Raw genomic sequence first — 17,066 nt, forward strand, 5'->3', positions numbered from 1 at the left:
GCTCCGGCTCCGGGCGCGGCCGGAGGGCGCCGCGCGCGGCGGGCCGCATGTCGGCTGGGGGCCACGTGCGCGTAACCGGCGATTCACGCACGCTTGCGAGCATCGCGGAATGCAGCACGCCGCCCGCTCCCGTCGCCGCGCCGGTGCTCCCGCCCCGGTGCCGGCCGTCGCCGCGCCCGCCACGGCGCGCACGCGGAACAATGGGGGCATGAGTGAGCCAGCCGCCGCAGGACCAGGACGCCCGCACCCGCCGCACACCGTGGCCGCCGCACGGCGCGGCGACACCGTCGAGGCGCCGCTCACCGGCGGGGGCGCTGCGGCGCAGCCCACCGCTCCCGCCCCGCAACCCTCCGTCGGCTCCATCGCCGCGCACCGCCCGCACGCCGTGGGCGCCGGCTCTCCCGCCCTCGACCCGGACCTCGACTCCGACCCGGACTCCTACGAGCCGGGCCACGGCCCGGACGCCGAGGCGCCGGACCTGCCCGCGGACCGCTTCCTGGATCGCGAGCGCAGCTGGCTGGCCTTCAACGAGCGGGTCCTGGAGCTCGCCGAGGACCCGGACACCCCGCTCCTCGAACGGGCCAACTTCCTGGCGATCTTCGCCGGGAACCTCGACGAGTTCTTCATGGTCCGCGTCGCCGGCCTCAAGCGCCGCATCGCGACCGGCGTGGCGACCCGTTCCGCCTCCGGGCTCCAGCCGCGCGAAGTGCTGGAGGGCATCTGGACCCGGTCCCGCGAGCTCATGGCCCGGCACGCGGCCTGCTTCCAGCAGGACATCGCCCCGGCCCTCGCCGACGAGGGCCTGCACCTGATCCGCTGGCCGGACCTGACGGAGAAGGAGCAGGCCCGCCTGTTCACCCTCTTCCGCCAGCAGATCTACCCCGTGCTGACCCCACTCGCCGTCGACCCGGCGCACCCCTTCCCCTACATCTCGGGGCTGTCCCTGAACCTGGCCGTCGTCGTCCGCAACCCCGTCAGCGGCCACAACCACTTCGCCCGGGTGAAGGTCCCGCCGCTCCTCTCCCGCTTCCTGGAGGCGGGACCGCAGCGGTACGTCCCCCTCGAAGACGTGATCGCCGCGCACCTGGAGGAGCTCTTCCCGGGCATGGAGGTCCTCGCCCACCACATGTTCCGCGTCACCCGCAACGAGGACCTGGAGGTCGAGGAAGACGACGCCGAGAACCTGCTGCAGGCACTGGAGAAGGAGCTGATGCGGCGGCGCTTCGGGCCGCCCGTCAGGCTGGAGGTCGAGGAGTCCATCGACCCGTACGTGCTCGACCTCCTCGTCCGAGAGCTGAAGGTGAGCGAGGCCGAGGTCTACCCGCTGCCCGGTCCGCTGGACCTCACCGGGCTGGGCGGAGTCGCCGCCGCGATGGAGCGCCCCGACCTGAAGTACCGCAAGTTCGTCGCCGGTACGCACCGCGACCTGGCCGAGGTGGAGTCCGCGTCGGCCCCCGACGTGTTCGCGGCCCTCCGGGAGCGCGACGTCCTGCTGCACCACCCGTACGACTCCTTCTCCACCTCCGTGCAGGCGTTCCTGGAGCAGGCCGCCGCCGACCCGGACGTACTCGCGATCAAGCAGACGCTGTACCGCACGTCGGGCGACTCCCCGATAGTGGACGCCCTGATCGACGCCGCCGAGTCCGGCAAGCAGGTCCTCGTCCTCGTGGAGCTGAAGGCCCGCTTCGACGAGCAGGCCAACATCAAGTGGGCGCGCAAGCTGGAGGAGGCAGGCTGCCACGTCGTCTACGGACTGGTCGGCCTGAAGACCCACTGCAAGCTGTCACTCGTCGTCCGCCAGGAGGGCGAGACGCTGCGCCGCTACGCGCACGTCGGCACGGGCAACTACCACCCCAAGACGGCCCGCCTGTACGAGGACCTGGGCCTGCTGACCGCCGACCCGCAGGTCGGCGCGGACCTCTCCGACCTCTTCAACCGCCTCAGCGGCTACTCGCGCCGCGCCACCTACCGGCGGCTGCTGGTCGCCCCGCTCTCGCTGCGCGACGGCCTGGTCTCCCGCGTCCACCGGGAGATCGCCCACCACGAGGCCGGGCAGCCCACCGGTATCAGGATCAAGGTCAACTCGATGGTCGACGAGACCGTGATCGACGCGCTGTACCGCGCCTCGCAGGCGGGCGTGCCGGTGGACGTGTGGGTGCGCGGCATCTGCGCCCTGCGGCCCGGCGTGCCCGGGCTGAGCGACCGGATACGTGTGCGCAGCGTGCTCGGACGGTTCCTCGAACACTCCCGCGTGTTCGCCTTCGAGAACGGCGGCGAGCCGGAGGTGTGGCTCGGCAGCGCCGACATGATGCACCGCAACCTCGACCGGCGCATCGAGGCCATGGTGCGGGTCACCGACCCCGGCCACCGGGCCTCGCTGACGCGGCTGCTGGACAGCGGCACGGCGGACGGCACCGCGTCCTGGCACCTCGGCTCCGACGGGGAATGGACGCGGGTCGCCCACGACGGCGAGGGACAGCCGCTGCGGAACATCCAGGAAATGCTCATCGACGCGCGGAGACGGCGACGTGCCCCGACGACCTGACCGTCCGCCGCTCCGCCCCCTCGGCGGGGGCGGTACAGCGGCGCGCAGGACGTCGTCGCCCGCCCCGCGCCACCAGGGGGGAACGCCGTGACCACCGGACGACGCGCCGACGTCCGCGCCACCGAACGTCCGCGCCCCGCGCGGCAGACATCGCCGGAACCCGCCGCCCGCCGTGCGGCCTCGGCCGCTCCGCCGACGGCACCGGAACGGGCGGGTGCGGAGCCGGGAGCGCCCTCGGACCCGGACCCGCTCGGCGGCTACCTCCAGGCCCGGGCCGCCGCCCTCCTGCGCACCCTGCACGACCACCGGGAGGCCGCCGCCCACGCCGAGAGCGCCGCCGACGCGGCCGAGGCCGTACGCCGGCTGCGCCGCTCCTCCCGCCGCATCGGCGCCACGCTGCACACCTTCCGCCCGCTGTTCGACCCCGCCTGGGCCGAACAGCTCCGCACCGAACTGAGCTGGCTGTCCGGCACCCTGGCGCGCGAGTACGCCTACGGCGACCGGCTCGACCGGCTGCTCGCCGCGCTGCACCGCCTCGCCCACGACGGGGGCGCGATGACGCCCGTGCCGCCCCCGGCCACCACGCGGAGGGGCACGGCGGGGGAGGGGCGCGACCGGCGGGACGAGGCCCTCCCCGCAGGGGTCGCCCGCGCCGGAGCCCTGCTCGACCGCCGGCTCACCCTGGCCCGAACGCGCGCCCACTCCGCCGCGCTCCAGGCCCTCGGCTCCTCCCGCTTCCACGCCCTCGCGGACACCCTCGCCGTGCTGGCCTCCGAACCGCCCGAGACCCGCACCCCCGAGCCGGGCGAGGCTCCGTCCCTCGGCGCGCACGCCGAGCGGGCCCGCCTGCGGCTCCTCGACGCCGTCGACGGACTGCCGCTCGCCCGCTCCGAACACCCCTTCCACGCCGAGGCGCTGGCCCGGGCACTCTCCGCCGAGATGCAGGGCGACAGCGCCTGGCTGCACGTGCGGCTGCTCCTGCGGCTGCACCGGTACGCGCAGGAGGTCGTGGGCCCGGACGCGCAGGACCCGGCGCACGGCACGGCGCCCGGCACGGCTTACGACGCGGCGCTCGCCGCCGCGGGCCGGGAACTGGACCGGCACCACGACGCAGCGGAGGCCGCGGCCGCCGCCGCGGCGGCCGCCCGTACCCCGCGCATCGCCCCCGCCACGGCGTACGCCCTCGGCGTGCTGCACGCCGACCAGCGGCACGAGGTGGAGGCCGCCCGTTTCGCCTTCGGTCGCCACTGGACCGCGGCTGAGGACGGCCGCCTGCCGGACGGCCGTTCCGGCCCGGCCGGAGCCGTCGTCAGCCGGAGCGGCGGGGCGCGGGGGAGGTCCGCGGCGCGAGGGCGTGCCACTGGACGGTGACCTCGCCGTGCCGCCAGCGGCCCGGCCCGTCGACCAGCGGCCAGCCGTCGGCCAGCGCCTGCACGGCACGCACCCAGCGCTGCCGCGCGCCGAGCGCGCCGTACGGTGCCGCGGCCGCCCACGCCCGGTCGAAGTCACGCAGGAACGCGTACACCGGCTCGCCCGGCACGTTCCGGTGGATCAGCGCCTTGGGCAGCCGTTCGGCCAGGTCGGAGGGCCGGTCCAGACCGGCGAGCCGGGCCGCGAACGTCACCGTGCGCGGGCCCTCCGGCCCGAGTGCCACCCAGACGTGGCGGCGGCCGATCTCGTCGCAGGTCCCCTCGACGAGCAGCCCGCCCGGCGCCAGCCGGGCCGCGAGGCGCTCCCAGGCGCCCCGCACCTCCTCCTCGGCGTACTGGCGCAGCACGTTCGCCGCGCGGATCAGCAGCGGACGCCGCTCCAGCGGCACCTCGAACCCGCCCGGCCGGAAGTCCAGTCCCTCCCGCGCGTACGGCCGTGCGGCGGCGACCCGCGCGGGGTCGATCTCCAGACCCACCACCCGCACGTCCCGGCGCACCCGCTTCAGGCGGGTCAGCAGCTCGACCGCCGTCCACGGCGCGGCGCCGTAGCCCAGGTCGACGGCGAGCGGCTCCTCCGACGCGCGCCGCAGCGCGGGTCCGTGCGCGTGGGCGATCCACCGGTCCATCCGGCGCAGCCGGTTCGGATGCGTCGTGCCCCGTGTCGCCGTCCCGACGGGACGTGAGGGGAGCCGGCCGACCATCCCCCGACCCTATCCCGCCCCTCCCTCCCGGCGGTGCGCGTCCCACTCCGCGTGGACTGCGCGAACGGTGCTTCGCCCTGACCGCCGGGTGTGCGGCGGTGAGGGGGTGCGCTGCCGCGCCGCGCATGCGGGGCGCGGTGAGGAATCCCGCCCCACCGGGCACCCGGCTCCGGACGGGCCCTCCGGACGGGCCCTCCGGACGGGCCCGCGCGGGCACGGTCCCAAGGCCCCCGACCGTCACGATTCGGCAAAGTCGAAATGCAGAGCAACCCCCACGGCGTTGTAGCCGTCGCACTACCGCCCACGGAGGAGGCACGCGACGTGAGCCAGTCCCCGTCCCGGCTCGGCGGCGGCCTCCGCCGCCGCACGCGCCCGCACGGTACGGCGCCCGGCGGCGTCGCCCCCGGCGGCGCCCCACAGGGCATGCTGCCGTCGCCACGTCACCTTCTGCACCCCCGGCGCCCCCGCCGCATCGCCATGCTGAGCGTGCACACCTCCCCGCTGCACCAGCCCGGCACCGGCGACGCGGGCGGCATGAACGTCTACATCGTCGAACTGGCCCGCCAGCTCGCCGCCGCGGGCATCGAGGTCGAGATCTTCACGCGCGCCACCACAGGTGCCCTCGACCCGACCGTCGAACTCGTCCCCGGCGTCCTCGTCCGCCACATCGACGCCGGCCCGTACGAAGGGCTGGCGAAGGAGGAGCTGCCCGCGCAGCTCTGCGCCTTCACCCACGGCGTGATGCAGGCGTGGGCCGGGCACCGGCCGGGCCACTACGACCTGGTGCACTCCCACTACTGGCTGTCCGGCCATGTCGGCTGGCTGGCCTCGCAGCGCTGGGGTGTCCCCCTGGTGCACACCATGCACACCATGGCCAAGGTCAAGAACGCCTTCCTGGCCGAGGGCGACACCCCGGAGCCGCCCGCCCGCGTGATCGGCGAGCAGCAGATCGTACGGGCCGCCGACCGGCTCATCGGCAACACCGCCGAAGAGGCCCGCGACCTGGTCCATCACTACGACGCCGACCCGGCGCGCACCGCCGTCGTACACCCCGGAGTGAACCTGGAGACGTTCCGGCCCGCCGACGGGCGGGCCGCGGCCCGCGCCCGGCTCGGGCTGCCGCAGGACGCGCTGATCCCGCTCTTCGCCGGCCGCATCCAGCCCCTCAAGGCCCCCGACGTCCTGCTGCGCGCCGTCGCGCAACTGGTCGACGCGGACCCCTCCCTCCGCTCCCGCCTGCTGGTGCCGGTGGTCGGCGGGCCCAGCGGCAGCGGCCTCGCCAAACCCGAACGCCTCCAGAAGCTCGCGGCCCGGCTCGGCATCGCCGACCTGGTCCGTTTCCGCCCGCCGGTCGGGCAGGCGCAGCTGGCCGACTGGTACCGCGCGGCGAGCGTGCTGGTGATGCCGTCGTACAGCGAGTCGTTCGGCCTGGTCGCCGTGGAGGCGCAGGCATGCGGCACGCCGGTGGTCGCCGCCTCCGTCGGCGGCCTCCCCGTGGCCGTACGCGACCGGGAGAGCGGCTTCCTCATCCCCGGCCACGACCCGGCCGACTACGCGCGCGCCCTGCGCCGCTTCCTCGACGACGACGCCCTCGGCGCCCGCATGGGCGAGGCAGCCGCCCGCCACGCCGCGGACTTCGGCTGGGACGCGGCGGCCGCCGCCACCGCCGAGACGTACACCGCCGCGCTCCAGTCCCGGCGCCGTCGCCTACGATCACTGCATGGCTGAGCCGACGCCGACGTCACCGACCGCTGTGCTGGAGCAGTCGCTCCGGGACGCCGACATCGACTGGGAGAACCCCTCCGACGGCACCTACGTCGTCACCCTCCCGGGCACCCGCAAACTGTCGACCACCTGCTCCCTCGTCGTCGGACGGCACTCCCTCTCCGTCAACGCCTTCGTGGTGCGCTGCCCCGACGCGAACCACGCCGAGGTGCACCGCTGGCTGCTGGAGCGCAACACCCGCCTCTACGGGGTGAGTTACGCGATCGACAGGCTTGGCGACGTCTACCTCGTCGGCCGCCTCCCGCTCGCCGCCGTCACGCCCGACGAGATCGACCGGCTCCTCGGCACCGTCCTGGAGAACGCCGACGGCTCCTTCAACACCCTCCTGGAGATGGGCTTCGCCGACGCCATCCGCAAGGAGTACGCCTGGCGCACCTCCCGCGGCGAGTCCACGCGCAACCTCGACGCCTTCGCCCACCTCGTCCGGGATGACACCCCAACACCAGGTCGAACGGGGTGACGCCACGCTGAGCGGGTGAGGGACAAGAGAACAGCCGGACGATGGCTCGGCGCCGCCGATGACTTCGTCCACCTGGCGATCGAGGACGGCACCCTCGGCCGGATCGGCGGCATCCAGCTCTACACGGGAAGCCATGGGACGGTGTACTTCCGGTACGACCCGGACGGTCCGCCCTCCCTGATCCTCACCAGGACCACCGCGTCGTAGGCCCCCGGTCCGCGCCTCGGACCGTCCCGAGGCCGCGCCCGCCCGGTCGTCTACGCTCGGACGCATGGCCGACGCACCGTACAAGCTGATCCTGCTCCGCCACGGCGAGAGCGAGTGGAACGCGAAGAACCTGTTCACCGGCTGGGTGGACGTCAACCTGACTGAGAAGGGCGAGAAGGAGGCCGTCCGCGGTGGCGAGCTGCTGACGGAGGCCGGCCTGCTCCCGGACGTCGTGCACACCTCGCTCCAGAAGCGCGCCATCCGCACCGCGAACCTCGCTCTCGAGGCCGCCGACCGCCACTGGATCCCCGTCCACCGCAGCTGGCGCCTCAACGAGCGCCACTACGGCGCCCTCCAGGGCAAGGACAAGGCCCAGACGCTCGCCGAGTTCGGCGAAGAGCAGTTCATGCTGTGGCGCCGCTCGTACGACACCCCGCCGCCGGAGCTCGCCGACGGCACCGAGTGGTCGCAGAGCGGCGACGCACGCTACGCCGACATCCCCAGCGAGCTGCGGCCCCGCACCGAGTGCCTCAAGGACGTCGTCGGCCGCATGATGCCCTACTGGTACGACGGCATCCTCCCCGACCTCCTCGCCGCCCGCACGGTTCTCGTCGCCGCCCACGGCAACTCGCTCCGCGCCCTGGTCAAGCACCTCGACGGCATCTCCGACGCCGACATCGCGGGCCTCAACATCCCCACCGGCATCCCGCTCTCCTACGAGCTCGACGCCGACTTCCGCCCCCTCAACCCCGGCGGCACCTACCTCGACCCCGACGCCGCCAAGGCGGCCATCGAGGCCGTCAAAAATCAGGGCAAGAAGAAGTAGCCAGCCCGATCAGGTCCCTGACCCGTACGCGGTGCGGGTCAGGCACGTCCGCGGTCGCGATGGACGGCGTCGGCGAAGACCCACCCCAGGAACACCGTCGGCTCGGCTCGGCTCGGCGGAGTGCGGGGGCCGGGCGGGCACCGTGTGCCCGCCCGGCCCCGTGACGACGGGGTGTTGGTGTCAGTCGCCGCAGCAGCTGCCGCCGCACTGGCAGGAGCCTCCGGACTGGCAGCCGCAGCCACAGCCGGAGCCGCAGCCGCAGGCGCCGAGCACCGGCGGGGGCGGGCTGTCGCGGGCCGTGGGGGAGAGGGGCGGGTGGGGCATGGTTCCTCCTCTTCGGGCGGGACTGTCATGCGCTCCGATCCCTGCCCGTCCGGACACGTCCTAGCCGTGCGCGGCCCCGGCGTGCGGGAGCGCGGCGGGGCGTACAGCGTGCGCCGGTTCCCGCCCGGAGTGCGTCACGCGCCCTCGGCGGGCTCCGTCGAGTCCGTGCCCGAAGGGGAGGAGGCGGGGGCAGCACCCGCCGGTGCACCGCCCTCGGTCAGCTCGTCGACGTAGTCGCCGGTGACGAGGTAGACCACGCGCCGGGCCACCGACACGGCATGGTCGGCGAACCGTTCGTAGTACCGGCCGAGCAGGGTGACGTCGACGGCCGTCTCGATGCCGTGCTTCCAGCGGTCGTCCATCAGGTGCTGGAAGAGCGTGCGGTGCAGGTCGTCCATCTTGTCGTCGTCGTGCTCCAGTTGGAGCGCGGTGTCGACGTCCTTGGTGATGATCACCTCGGCGGCCTTGGCCATCAGCCGCTGCGCGAGCTGTCCCATCTCCAGCAGCGTGGCCTGGAGGTCCCGCGGCACCGGGGAGTCGGGGAAGCGCAGCCGTGCGACCTTCGCCACGTGCTGGGCGAGGTCGCCCGAACGCTCCAGGTCCGCGCTCATCCGCAGCGACGTGACGACGATCCGCAGGTCCGTGGCGACGGGCTGCTGCCGGGCGAGCAGCTGGATGGCTTTGGTCTCCAGGTCGCGCTGGAGGTCGTCGACCTTCTCGTCCGCCGCGATCACGCTCTCGGCGAGCTTGAGGTCCGCGTCGAGCATCGCCGTGGTGGCGCGGCCGATCGCGGAGCCGGCGAGCCGTGCCATCTCGACCAGGCTGTCGCTGATCGAGTCCAGCTCCTCGTGGTACGCGTCCCGCATGCTTGTCCTTCCTCGCGTGGCGTGTCCGGGGGCGGACGGGCTGTTGCTCCGACCGGGTGGTTCGCCCCCCACGCTGCCACGTTCGGGGTGGAATGCGTCCTCTTCCGGCCGCACAAGTGAATCAGCTCCGACACCGAGGTGAACTCTGGGGGACGAGTGTTCGAGACCGCCCCGGAAGGGCTGGGGGCGTGCGGTTTCGGCCGCATAACCTGGGAGCCATGGACGTGAACGCGGCAGTCGCCGCAGTGGCCGCGATCGCCGGTGTCTGCACCGGCGTGATCGCCATGCTGGCGTTCCGGTGGAGCGAGCGCGAGCAGGCGCGCCCCACCCGTACCGCGCTGCACACCGACCCGGCGACGCTGCCGCCAGGCGTGGACACCGTCCTGTCCGTGCTCCGCTCGTCGGCCGTCGTGCTGGACGAGGCCGACGCCGTGGTGAAGGCCAGCTCCGCCGCGTACGCCCTGGGGCTGGTGCGCGGCGGACGGTTGACCGTGGACGAGATGCTGCGGATGGCCCGCGACACGCGCCGCGACGGAGAGATACGTCAGATCGAGCTGGACCTGCCGCGCCGCGGCTCGGGCCGGGGCGGCGACGCCCTCGCCGTGTCGGCGCGCGTGGCGCCGCTCGGGTCCCGCCTAGTGCTGCTGCTGGTCGAGGACCTGACGGAGGCCCGGCGGATCGAGGCGGTGCGCCGCGACTTCGTCGCCAACGTCAGCCACGAGCTGAAGACGCCGGTCGGCGCGCTGTCGCTGCTCTCGGAGGCCGTGATGGACGCCTCGGACGACCCCGAGGCTGTGGAACGCTTCGCCGGCCGGATGCAGAACGAGGCCACCCGGCTGACCAGCCTGGTGCAGGAGCTGATCGACCTCTCCCGGGTGCAGAACGACGACCCGCTGGAGGACTCGGAGCCGGTGCAGGTCACCGAACTGGTCGGGGAGGCGCTGGACCGCTGCCGGCAGTCGGCGTCGAACAAGCAGATCACCCTCGCGTCCGGAGGCACCGAGAACCTCCACGTGTGGGGGAACCGCGGGCAGCTCGCCGCCGCGCTCGGCAACCTCGTCGAGAACGCGGTCAACTACTCGCCGGCCCGTACCCGGGTCGGCATCGCCGGACGGCGCATCGCCGCGCCGGGCGGCGACCTCGTCGAGATCGCGGTGACCGACCAGGGCATCGGCATCTCGGCTGCGGACAAGGAGCGGATCTTCGAGCGATTCTACCGCGTCGACCCGGCCCGCTCCCGCGACACCGGTGGCACCGGCCTCGGCCTCGCCATCGTCAAGCACGTGGCCGCCTCGCACGGCGGAGAGGTCACCGTGTGGAGCGCGGAGGGCCAGGGCTCCACCTTCACCCTGCGGCTGCCGGAGGCCGGCAACGCCCGGGAGAAGGCGGAGTCCGGCCGCCACGAGCACCGCCTCAGCGGTGCGCTGCAGGAACCGTCCGACTTCGACGACGAGGACGACGGGGTGCACGACCCCACCACATCCCCATCACGACCACGTACATCTGACGCCCCGGAGGTCCTCCCGTGACCCGAGTGCTCGTCGTCGAGGACGAGGAATCGTTCAGCGACGCACTGTCCTACATGCTGCGCAAGGAAGGCTTCGAGGTCGCGGTGGCGTCCACGGGGCCGGAAGGGCTTGACGAGTTCGAGCGGAACGGCGCCGACCTGGTGCTGCTCGACCTGATGCTGCCGGGCCTGCCCGGGACGGAGGTGTGCCGGCAGCTCCGCGGCCGCTCCAACGTCCCCGTGATCATGGTGACCGCCAAGGACAGCGAGATCGACAAGGTCGTGGGGCTGGAGATAGGAGCCGACGACTACGTGACGAAGCCCTTCTCCTCCCGGGAGCTGGTCGCCCGGGTGCGCGCGGTGCTGCGGCGCCGCGGCGAGCCGGAGGAGGTCGAGCCGGCGGCGCTGGAGGCCGGACCGGTGCGCATGGACGTCGACCGGCACGTGGTGACTGTCGGAGGCGGCAAGGTGGACCTGCCGCTGAAGGAGTTCGACCTGCTGGAGATGCTGCTGCGGAACGCCGGCCGCGTGCTGACCCGCATGCAGCTCATCGACCGGGTGTGGGGCGCGGACTACGTCGGCGACACCAAGACGCTGGACGTGCACGTCAAGCGTCTGCGGGCGAAGATCGAGCCCGACCCGGGCGCGCCCCGCTACCTGGTCACGGTGCGCGGCCTGGGCTACAAGTTCGAGCCCTGACCGGACCGCCTCCAGGGTGCTGCACGTCGGCGCGCCGCGGGGCAGGACGAGAGCGGCCGGGGGCCGGCGGATCTCCGCCGGCCCCCGGCCGCTTCCGTCTGCGGGTGTGCCGGCGCTACTCGCCGGCCGGGCTCTCGCCCGTCGCGGGTTCGGTGTTCTCCTCGCCGGGCGTGGGAGAGCCGGTCGGGGAGCCCGTGGGCGACCCGGTGGGTTCGCCGGTCTCCTCGCCGGGGCGCGGCGACGGGTTGCCGGTGGGCGCGCCGGAGGGGGTCGGCCGCGCGCTGGGGGCGAAGCGCTCGTAACCGTCGTGGTCCGAAGGCACGACCGCGGCGCGCAGTTCCACCTTGCCGGTGCGGCTGAAGACGAAGGTGACGGCCTGCATCTCGCCGGGGCTGACCGTGCCCGGGCCCGGTACGAACGCGGAGGCGTGGCCCTCGCCGCCCAGCGCCAGGTGGCCCTCGGCGGGCACCGTGAGGGAGTTCTTCCCCGCGGGCGGGCTCAGCCTGACGCGGCCGTCGACGCCCTTGATGCGGATGGCCTCGAGGGTTTCCGGTTTCCGGCTGTCGTTGAAGATGCGGGCCGACACGCCGACGGGACCGTCTCCGCCCTCGGTGGTGATGATGTTGACGGCCTCGACCTTGATCGGGCCGGCCTGCTTGCTGGCGCTGTCCGGCTCGACCTGCAGGGTCGCGGCGTTGTCCCCCGCGCCGCACGCGGTGAGCGTGAGGACGCAGGAGGCGAGGGCGGTGGCGGCGAGGGTGCCGCGTCGAAGGCTGCTGCTCACGGCGGCGGCAACTCCTAGGACGAGCTCTGGCGGCCGAACGGCGTGCCCGGTCGCGGACGGTGGTCGGTTGTGGGCTCACAGGCTACCGACCCCGCGCGCAAGGGCCGCAGCCGCCCCTCCGGCGCGGCGCGGAGCGGGCGCGTGCCGCGCCGGAGGGGCGGCTGCGATGCGGCGGATTCCCCGGCCGGTTCCCCCGTCCGGACGGGTCGGTGGGATTCTCGGGAAAGAATGTGAGAACGTCGGCCGGAATTGATCACTGTCGGTGCGGCCGACCGGCGGAACGCAGCCGTGTTCGCCCTGCGGAACAGTTCGCTGATCAATTCCGGAGAACGAGCGAACGGGTCCCCCTGTGAACCGGACATAACGGGCATTCAGGCTACGGTTCCCCTTCTCGTGGGGCCCTTCCGGGGTCCGTTTCGGCACCCGCGAAGACGCGTCCCCACCTGCGAATTCTTCGTTCCACTCAAGGTCCGCAGCATGACAACGGGTCGCTTGTCAAGCCCCGAGATGCCGGCCTGACCTGCGGAAACGTCATTCAGAACGGCTCGTTCACGTGTTAGACTGGATAGCCACGGAAGGGGTACCTGACACATGACGTTCAAGGTTGGCGACACCGTGGTCTATCCCCATCACGGGGCCGCGCTGATCGAGGCCATCGAAACTCGCCAGATCAAAGGCGTGGACAAGACCTATCTGGTTCTGAAGGTCGCGCAGGGCGACTTGACTGTTCGTGTGCCGGCGGACAATGCGGAGTTCGTGGGTGTGCGTGACGTGGTCGGTTCCGAGGGCCTGGACAAGGTCTTCGAGGTGCTGCGCGCTCCGTACGCCGAAGAACCCACCAACTGGTCGCGCCGCTACAAGGCGAACCTTGAGAAGCTCGCCTCCGGCGACGTGATCAAGGTTGCCGAGGTCGTCCGCGACCTGTGGCGTCGCGAGCGCGAGCGCGGTCTGTCGGCCGGCGAGAAGCGGATGCTCGCCAAGGCGCGTCAGATCCTCGTCAGCGAGCTGGCGCTGGCGGAAAAGACCAACGAGGACAAGGCCGAGGCGCTTCTCGACGAGGTTCTCGCCTCCTGACCCCCGGCCGCCCCATGTGAGTCGTCGAGTGCCATCCGGCGAGTCCTGGAACGGGCGGCGTCGCCACCGCCATGCCGCGGTGCCCGGAAACCGTGCGGTCCACGACCGACCGGTTCGTCCCGGGCGCTGCGGCATCGCTGTATCGCGTTCAGTACGCTGGGTGTCACGATCGGCAGCCGCCCGTCGTGTACCCCTCGCACCCCTTGTGCCGGGCCCGGCAGCGCGCTCGACCGGCTGTCACGGAAGGGTCCGATCGAGGTGTCGCACCCGGCACTCCCCAGCCACCGGCCGGGGTTACGCCCATGCCATACCCAACCCGGCTGAGGACACAAACCTGAACGCGCAACCGATGTCACACGATCCCACTTCCGCTTCCACCTCCACCTCCGCTTCCGCCGCCGTCCCCGGCCCGGCGCGACTCTCCACCGTCCGGCCCGCCGTCCGTACCGCCGCGGTGATCCCGGCCGCCGGGCGCGGTGTGCGCCTCGGCCCCGGGGCCCCCAAGGCCCTGCGCGCCCTCGGCGGGACACCGATGCTGGTGCACGCCGTACGGGCCATGGCACGCGCCCGGGCGGTGTCCCTGGTCGTGGTGGTCGCTCCGGCCGACGGCGTCGACGGCGTGCGCCACCTGCTGGACGAGCACTCACTGCCGGAGGTGCTGGTCGTCCCCGGCGGCGAGACCCGTCAGGACTCCGTACGCCTCGGCCTGGCCGCGCTGCCCGAAGACGTCACCGCTGTGCTGGTGCACGACGCGGCGCGCCCGCTGGTCCCCGTGGACACCGTGGACGCCGTGGCCGCGGCGGTACGGGACGGCGCGCCCGCCGTCGTACCGGCGCTGCCGGTGCCCGACACCGTCAAGGAGATCCGGCCGCCGGAGCGGCCGGGCGACCCCGAGCCGGTCGTCGGCACCCCGGAACGGTCCCTGCTGCGGGCCGTGCAGACGCCGCAGGGCTTCGACCGCCTGACGCTCGCCGACGCGCACGCCCGGGTGGCCCGTGAAGGGGACGGCGTCACGGACGACGCCGGCATGGTCGAGCGGCTGGGCGTGGAGGTGGTGGTCGTCCCCGGGCACGCGGAGGCGTTCAAGGTCACCCGCCCGCTGGACCTGGTGCTCGCCGAGGCCGTCCTCGCCCGGAGGAGGGCCACCGATGGCTTCTGATCCCCAGCGGGAGCTTCAGCGGGGCCCTCGGCGTGAGCTTCCGTTCCCGGTTCCGCGCATCGGTGTCGGCACCGATGTGCACGCCTTCGAGAAGGGCCGCGCGCTCTGGTGCGCCGGCCTGCTCTGGGAGGGCGAGGAATACGGCCTCGCGGGCCACTCCGACGGCGACGTCGCCGCGCACGCCGCCTGCGACGCGCTGTTCTCCGCCTCCGGCCTGGGCGACCTCGGCGCGCACTTCGGCACCTCGCGCCCCGAATGGTCCGGAGCCTCCGGGGTCAGCCTGCTCGCGGAGGCCGCACGCATCGTCACCGCCGGGGGTTACGCGGTGGGCAACGTGAGCATCCAGGTCATCGGCGTGCGGCCGAAGATCGGCAAGCGGCGTGCGGAGGCCGAGCAGGCGCTGTCCGCCGCCTGCGGCGCGCCGGTGTCCGTATCCGGCACCACCACCGACGGCCTCGGCCTCACCGGACGCGCGGAGGGGCTGGCGGCCGTCGCCACCGCGCTGGTTCTCCCCGTCCCCGCGGCCTGACGCGTCCGTGCGGCGGCCGGGTGTCCGGCAGAAGGGGGGAATGGCGACGGGCCGGCCGGGGTTGCACCTTGTGTGAGGGGCGGCACAGTCGGCGGCGCGAGGCCGGGCGCCTCGTCCTCCACCGGAGCCGACGCCCACCGCATCCGTTAGCAGGAAGGAGCACCTCCACCGTGTTCTCCGACGAGCTCAAGAAGGTCCTCGACGGCAACGTCTTCGTCCACATCGCCACGATCCAGCCGGACGGCAGTCCGCAGGTGTCGCCGGTGTGGGTGAAGCGGGACGGCGAGGAACTGCTGATCTCCACCACACTGGGCCGCCGCAAGACCCGGAACCTCGAACGCGACCCGCGGGTGACCGTGGTGGTGCAGCCCGCGGAAGACCCCTACACGTACGCCGAGATCCGCGGCTCCGTGACGCTCACCACCGAGGGCGGGCAGGAGCTGATCGACGAGCTGGCCAGGAAGTACACCGGCAAGACCTACGCCGAGTTCAACCCGGAGTCGCACAAGGACGGCGAGCGCGTCGTCGTGCGCATCACCCCGCGGAAGGTCGTCGGCCGGCTCTGAGACGCGGTGCCGCCCCGGGGGGCGCCCGTACCGGCGCGGCTCCGGGAAGATCCCCTGGGGACGGGCCTTGCCGAGGTGCGCGCACACCCCGCCCGCGGCCGACTACTCTTGGCCGCGTGACTCTTCGCCTGTACGACACCAGCGCCCGGCAGATCCGTGACTTCGTCCCGCTCCGGCCGGGCTGCGTCTCGATCTACCTGTGTGGTGCCACCGTCCAGGCGGCGCCGCACATCGGGCACATCCGTTCCGGTCTGAACTTCGACATCATGCGCCGTTGGTTCGAACACCGCGGCCTCGACGTGACGTTCGTCCGCAACGTGACCGACATCGACGACAAGATCATCGCCAAGTCCGCCGACCAGCACCGCCCCTGGTGGGCGATCGGCTACGAGAACGAGCGCGCGTTCAACGACGGCTACGCCGCGCTCGGCTGCCTGCCGCCCACCTGCGAGCCGCGGGCCACCGGACACGTTCCGGAGATGATCGACATGATGCGCACGCTGATCGACTCCGGTCACGCGTACGCCGCCGACGGCAACGTCTACTTCGCCGTGCGCTCCCACGAGGGCTACCTCAAGCTGTCCAACCAGGAACTGGACAACCTCCGTCAGCCGTCGGGGGAGAACGAGACCGGCAAGCGCGACCCGCGCGACTTCGCGATGTGGAAGGCGGCCAAGCCGGGCGAGCCCAGCTGGGAGACGCCCTGGGGCACCGGCCGTCCGGGCTGGCACCTGGAGTGCTCCGCCATGGCGCACAAGTATCTGGGCCGGGAGTTCGACATCCACGGCGGCGGCGTCGACCTCGTGTTCCCGCACCACGAGAACGAGATCGCGCAGTCCGAGGCGTACGGTGACGCGTTCGCCCGCTACTGGGTGCACAACGCGTGGGTCACCATGAGCGGCGAGAAGATGAGCAAGTCGCTCGGCAACTCGGTGCTGGTCAGCGAGATGGTGAAGCGCTGGCGGCCCATCGTGCTGCGCTACTACCTGGGCACCCCGCACTACCGCTCCACCATCGAGTACAGCGAGGAGTCGCTGCGCGAGGCGGAGGCCGCGTTCGGCCGCATCGAGGGCTTCATGCACCGCGTCGCCGAGATGACCGGCGAGGTCGCCCCGGCGGACGAGGTGCCGGACGCCTTCGCCGAGGCCATGGACGACGACCTCGGCGTCCCGCAGGCCCTGGCCCTGGTGCACACCACCGTCCGGCACGGAAACCAGGCCCTGTCCGCCGACGACAAGGAGGCGGCCACTCGCCACCTCGCCGACCTGCGGGCCATGCTCGGAGTGCTCGGCCTGGACCCGATGGCAGAGCAGTGGTCCGGCGGCGGCGCGGCCAAGGCGGCGGACGAACTGCACGGCGTGGTCGACTCGCTGGTCGCGCTCATCCTGGAGCAGCGGCAGGCCGCGCGCGGACGCAAGGACTACGCGACCGCCGACGCGATCCGCGACGAACTCGCCCGCGCCGGCCTCACCATCGAGGACACCCCCTCCGGCCCCCGGTGGGAGATCGGCTCCTCGTCCGCCTCCTGACGCACCCCCGCCCGACCCGCGTCCCCCTCCCGCCCGTCGCGGGCGAGGGACGCGGGGTCGGGCGCCCGCGCCGAC

General features: G+C 73.2%; 17 protein-coding genes. 13 read left to right on the forward strand and 4 right to left on the reverse strand.

The annotated features are described in order from the left end of the window. Positions 1-208: 208 nt before the first annotated feature. Both E4198_RS14550 and E4198_RS14555 read left to right on the forward strand, forming a co-directional pair. Complete coding sequence (locus E4198_RS14550) at positions 209-2,545, forward strand: RNA degradosome polyphosphate kinase (protein ID WP_247597689.1); 2,337 nt, start codon at positions 209-211, stop codon at positions 2,543-2,545. Between the two features lie 87 nt (positions 2,546-2,632). After that, complete coding sequence (locus tag E4198_RS14555) at positions 2,633-3,916, forward strand: CHAD domain-containing protein (protein WP_136183522.1); 1,284 nt, start codon at positions 2,633-2,635, stop codon at positions 3,914-3,916. Here the strand turns inward: E4198_RS14555 and E4198_RS14560 are convergent. Continuing rightward, the gene (locus E4198_RS14560; protein WP_136183523.1) at positions 3,855-4,676 is read right to left on the reverse strand and encodes a class I SAM-dependent methyltransferase; all 822 of its coding nucleotides are present in this window, start codon (positions 4,674-4,676) and stop codon (positions 3,855-3,857) included. The two genes, E4198_RS14555 and E4198_RS14560, sit on opposite strands and share 62 nt — an antisense overlap. Before the next feature lie 423 nt (positions 4,677-5,099). Between E4198_RS14560 and mshA the strand changes: the two genes are divergently transcribed. The 4 genes from mshA to E4198_RS14580 all read left to right on the forward strand — a co-directional run bounded on the left by mshA (position 5,100) and on the right by E4198_RS14580 (position 7,954). Next, positions 5,100-6,404: a D-inositol-3-phosphate glycosyltransferase gene (gene mshA, locus E4198_RS14565; protein WP_136185392.1), complete on the forward strand. Its 1,305-nt coding sequence runs from the start codon at positions 5,100-5,102 to the stop codon at positions 6,402-6,404. After that, positions 6,397-6,921 carry a YbjN domain-containing protein gene (locus E4198_RS14570; protein WP_136183524.1) on the forward strand — a complete coding sequence of 175 codons (525 nt, stop codon included), beginning with the start codon at positions 6,397-6,399 and terminating at the stop codon, positions 6,919-6,921. Before mshA ends, E4198_RS14570 begins: the two co-directional genes overlap by 8 nt. A gap of 15 nt (positions 6,922-6,936) precedes the next feature. Further along, a complete protein-coding gene (locus E4198_RS14575; RefSeq protein ID WP_136183525.1) occupies positions 6,937-7,128 on the forward strand; it encodes a hypothetical protein in 192 nt (63 codons plus the stop codon). Between the two features lie 64 nt (positions 7,129-7,192). Beyond that, positions 7,193-7,954 (forward strand): phosphoglyceromutase, encoded by a 762-nt coding sequence (locus E4198_RS14580; RefSeq protein ID WP_136183526.1) that lies wholly within the window; start codon positions 7,193-7,195, stop codon positions 7,952-7,954. A 180-nt stretch (positions 7,955-8,134) separates the two neighbouring features. Here E4198_RS14580 and E4198_RS24910 read toward each other — a convergent pair whose 3' ends face one another. Next, positions 8,135-8,278, reverse strand: coding sequence for a hypothetical protein (locus tag E4198_RS24910; protein ID WP_168711438.1), 144 nt, complete (start codon positions 8,276-8,278; stop codon positions 8,135-8,137). Positions 8,279-8,412: 134 nt separating this feature from the next. After that, positions 8,413-9,144: a phosphate signaling complex protein PhoU gene (phoU, locus tag E4198_RS14585; RefSeq protein WP_136183527.1), complete on the reverse strand. Its 732-nt coding sequence runs from the start codon at positions 9,142-9,144 to the stop codon at positions 8,413-8,415. Positions 9,145-9,362: 218 nt separating this feature from the next. Here phoU and E4198_RS14590 point away from each other — a divergent pair, with 218 nt between their 5' ends. Both E4198_RS14590 and E4198_RS14595 read left to right on the forward strand, forming a co-directional pair. Further along, on the forward strand, positions 9,363-10,673 hold the full coding sequence (locus E4198_RS14590) for an ATP-binding protein (protein WP_136183528.1): 1,311 nt from the start codon (positions 9,363-9,365) through the stop codon (positions 10,671-10,673). Continuing rightward, a complete protein-coding gene (locus E4198_RS14595) occupies positions 10,670-11,350 on the forward strand; it encodes a response regulator transcription factor (RefSeq protein ID WP_023527581.1) in 681 nt (226 codons plus the stop codon). Before E4198_RS14590 ends, E4198_RS14595 begins: the two co-directional genes overlap by 4 nt. A 115-nt stretch (positions 11,351-11,465) precedes the next feature. Here the strand turns inward: E4198_RS14595 and E4198_RS14600 are convergent, their stop codons facing one another. Continuing rightward, the gene (locus E4198_RS14600) at positions 11,466-12,134 is read right to left on the reverse strand and encodes a DUF461 domain-containing protein (RefSeq protein WP_136183529.1); all 669 of its coding nucleotides are present in this window, start codon (positions 12,132-12,134) and stop codon (positions 11,466-11,468) included. Positions 12,135-12,725: 591 nt separating this feature from the next. On the opposite strand from E4198_RS14600, the gene E4198_RS14610 reads away from it, so the two are divergent. The 5 genes from E4198_RS14610 (at position 12,726) to cysS (ending at position 16,991) form a co-directional block, all read left to right on the forward strand. Beyond that, positions 12,726-13,208 (forward strand): CarD family transcriptional regulator, encoded by a 483-nt coding sequence (locus E4198_RS14610; protein WP_027765682.1) that lies wholly within the window; start codon positions 12,726-12,728, stop codon positions 13,206-13,208. 349 nt (positions 13,209-13,557) lie between these two features. Next, entirely contained in the window at positions 13,558-14,367 is an 810-nt protein-coding gene (gene ispD / locus E4198_RS14615) for a 2-C-methyl-D-erythritol 4-phosphate cytidylyltransferase (RefSeq protein ID WP_136183530.1), read from the forward strand. Further along, on the forward strand, positions 14,357-14,896 hold the full coding sequence (gene ispF, locus E4198_RS14620) for a 2-C-methyl-D-erythritol 2,4-cyclodiphosphate synthase (protein WP_136183531.1): 540 nt from the start codon (positions 14,357-14,359) through the stop codon (positions 14,894-14,896). The genes ispD and ispF overlap by 11 nt, the downstream gene beginning before the upstream one ends. 170 nt (positions 14,897-15,066) lie before the next feature. Continuing rightward, a complete protein-coding gene (locus E4198_RS14625; protein ID WP_136183532.1) occupies positions 15,067-15,462 on the forward strand; it encodes a PPOX class F420-dependent oxidoreductase in 396 nt (131 codons plus the stop codon). Between the two features lie 116 nt (positions 15,463-15,578). Continuing rightward, complete coding sequence (gene cysS / locus E4198_RS14630; RefSeq protein ID WP_136183533.1) at positions 15,579-16,991, forward strand: cysteine--tRNA ligase; 1,413 nt, start codon at positions 15,579-15,581, stop codon at positions 16,989-16,991. The last annotated feature ends 75 nt before the right edge of the window (positions 16,992-17,066 follow it).

The sequence above is a fragment of the Streptomyces sp. RKND-216 genome (assembly GCF_004795255.1).
In the GTDB taxonomy this organism is placed as follows: Bacteria; Actinomycetota; Actinomycetes; order Streptomycetales; family Streptomycetaceae; genus Streptomyces; species Streptomyces hazeniae.

Coding starts and splice junctions, on each gene's coding strand:
- E4198_RS14550 (WP_247597689.1), top strand. CDS start 209: ATGAGTGAGCCAGCCGCCGCAGGACCAGGACGCCCGCACCCGCCGCAC.
- E4198_RS14560 (WP_136183523.1), bottom strand. CDS start 4,676: ATGGTCGGCCGGCTCCCCTCACGTCCCGTCGGGACGGCGACACGGGGC.
- mshA (WP_136185392.1), top strand. CDS start 5,100: ATGCTGCCGTCGCCACGTCACCTTCTGCACCCCCGGCGCCCCCGCCGC.
- E4198_RS14570 (WP_136183524.1), top strand. CDS start 6,397: ATGGCTGAGCCGACGCCGACGTCACCGACCGCTGTGCTGGAGCAGTCG.
- E4198_RS14580 (WP_136183526.1), top strand. CDS start 7,193: ATGGCCGACGCACCGTACAAGCTGATCCTGCTCCGCCACGGCGAGAGC.
- E4198_RS24910 (WP_168711438.1), bottom strand. CDS start 8,278: ATGCCCCACCCGCCCCTCTCCCCCACGGCCCGCGACAGCCCGCCCCCG.
- phoU (WP_136183527.1), bottom strand. CDS start 9,144: ATGCGGGACGCGTACCACGAGGAGCTGGACTCGATCAGCGACAGCCTG.
- E4198_RS14590 (WP_136183528.1), top strand. CDS start 9,363: ATGGACGTGAACGCGGCAGTCGCCGCAGTGGCCGCGATCGCCGGTGTC.
- E4198_RS14610 (WP_027765682.1), top strand. CDS start 12,726: ATGACGTTCAAGGTTGGCGACACCGTGGTCTATCCCCATCACGGGGCC.
- ispD (WP_136183530.1), top strand. CDS start 13,558: ATGTCACACGATCCCACTTCCGCTTCCACCTCCACCTCCGCTTCCGCC.
- ispF (WP_136183531.1), top strand. CDS start 14,357: ATGGCTTCTGATCCCCAGCGGGAGCTTCAGCGGGGCCCTCGGCGTGAG.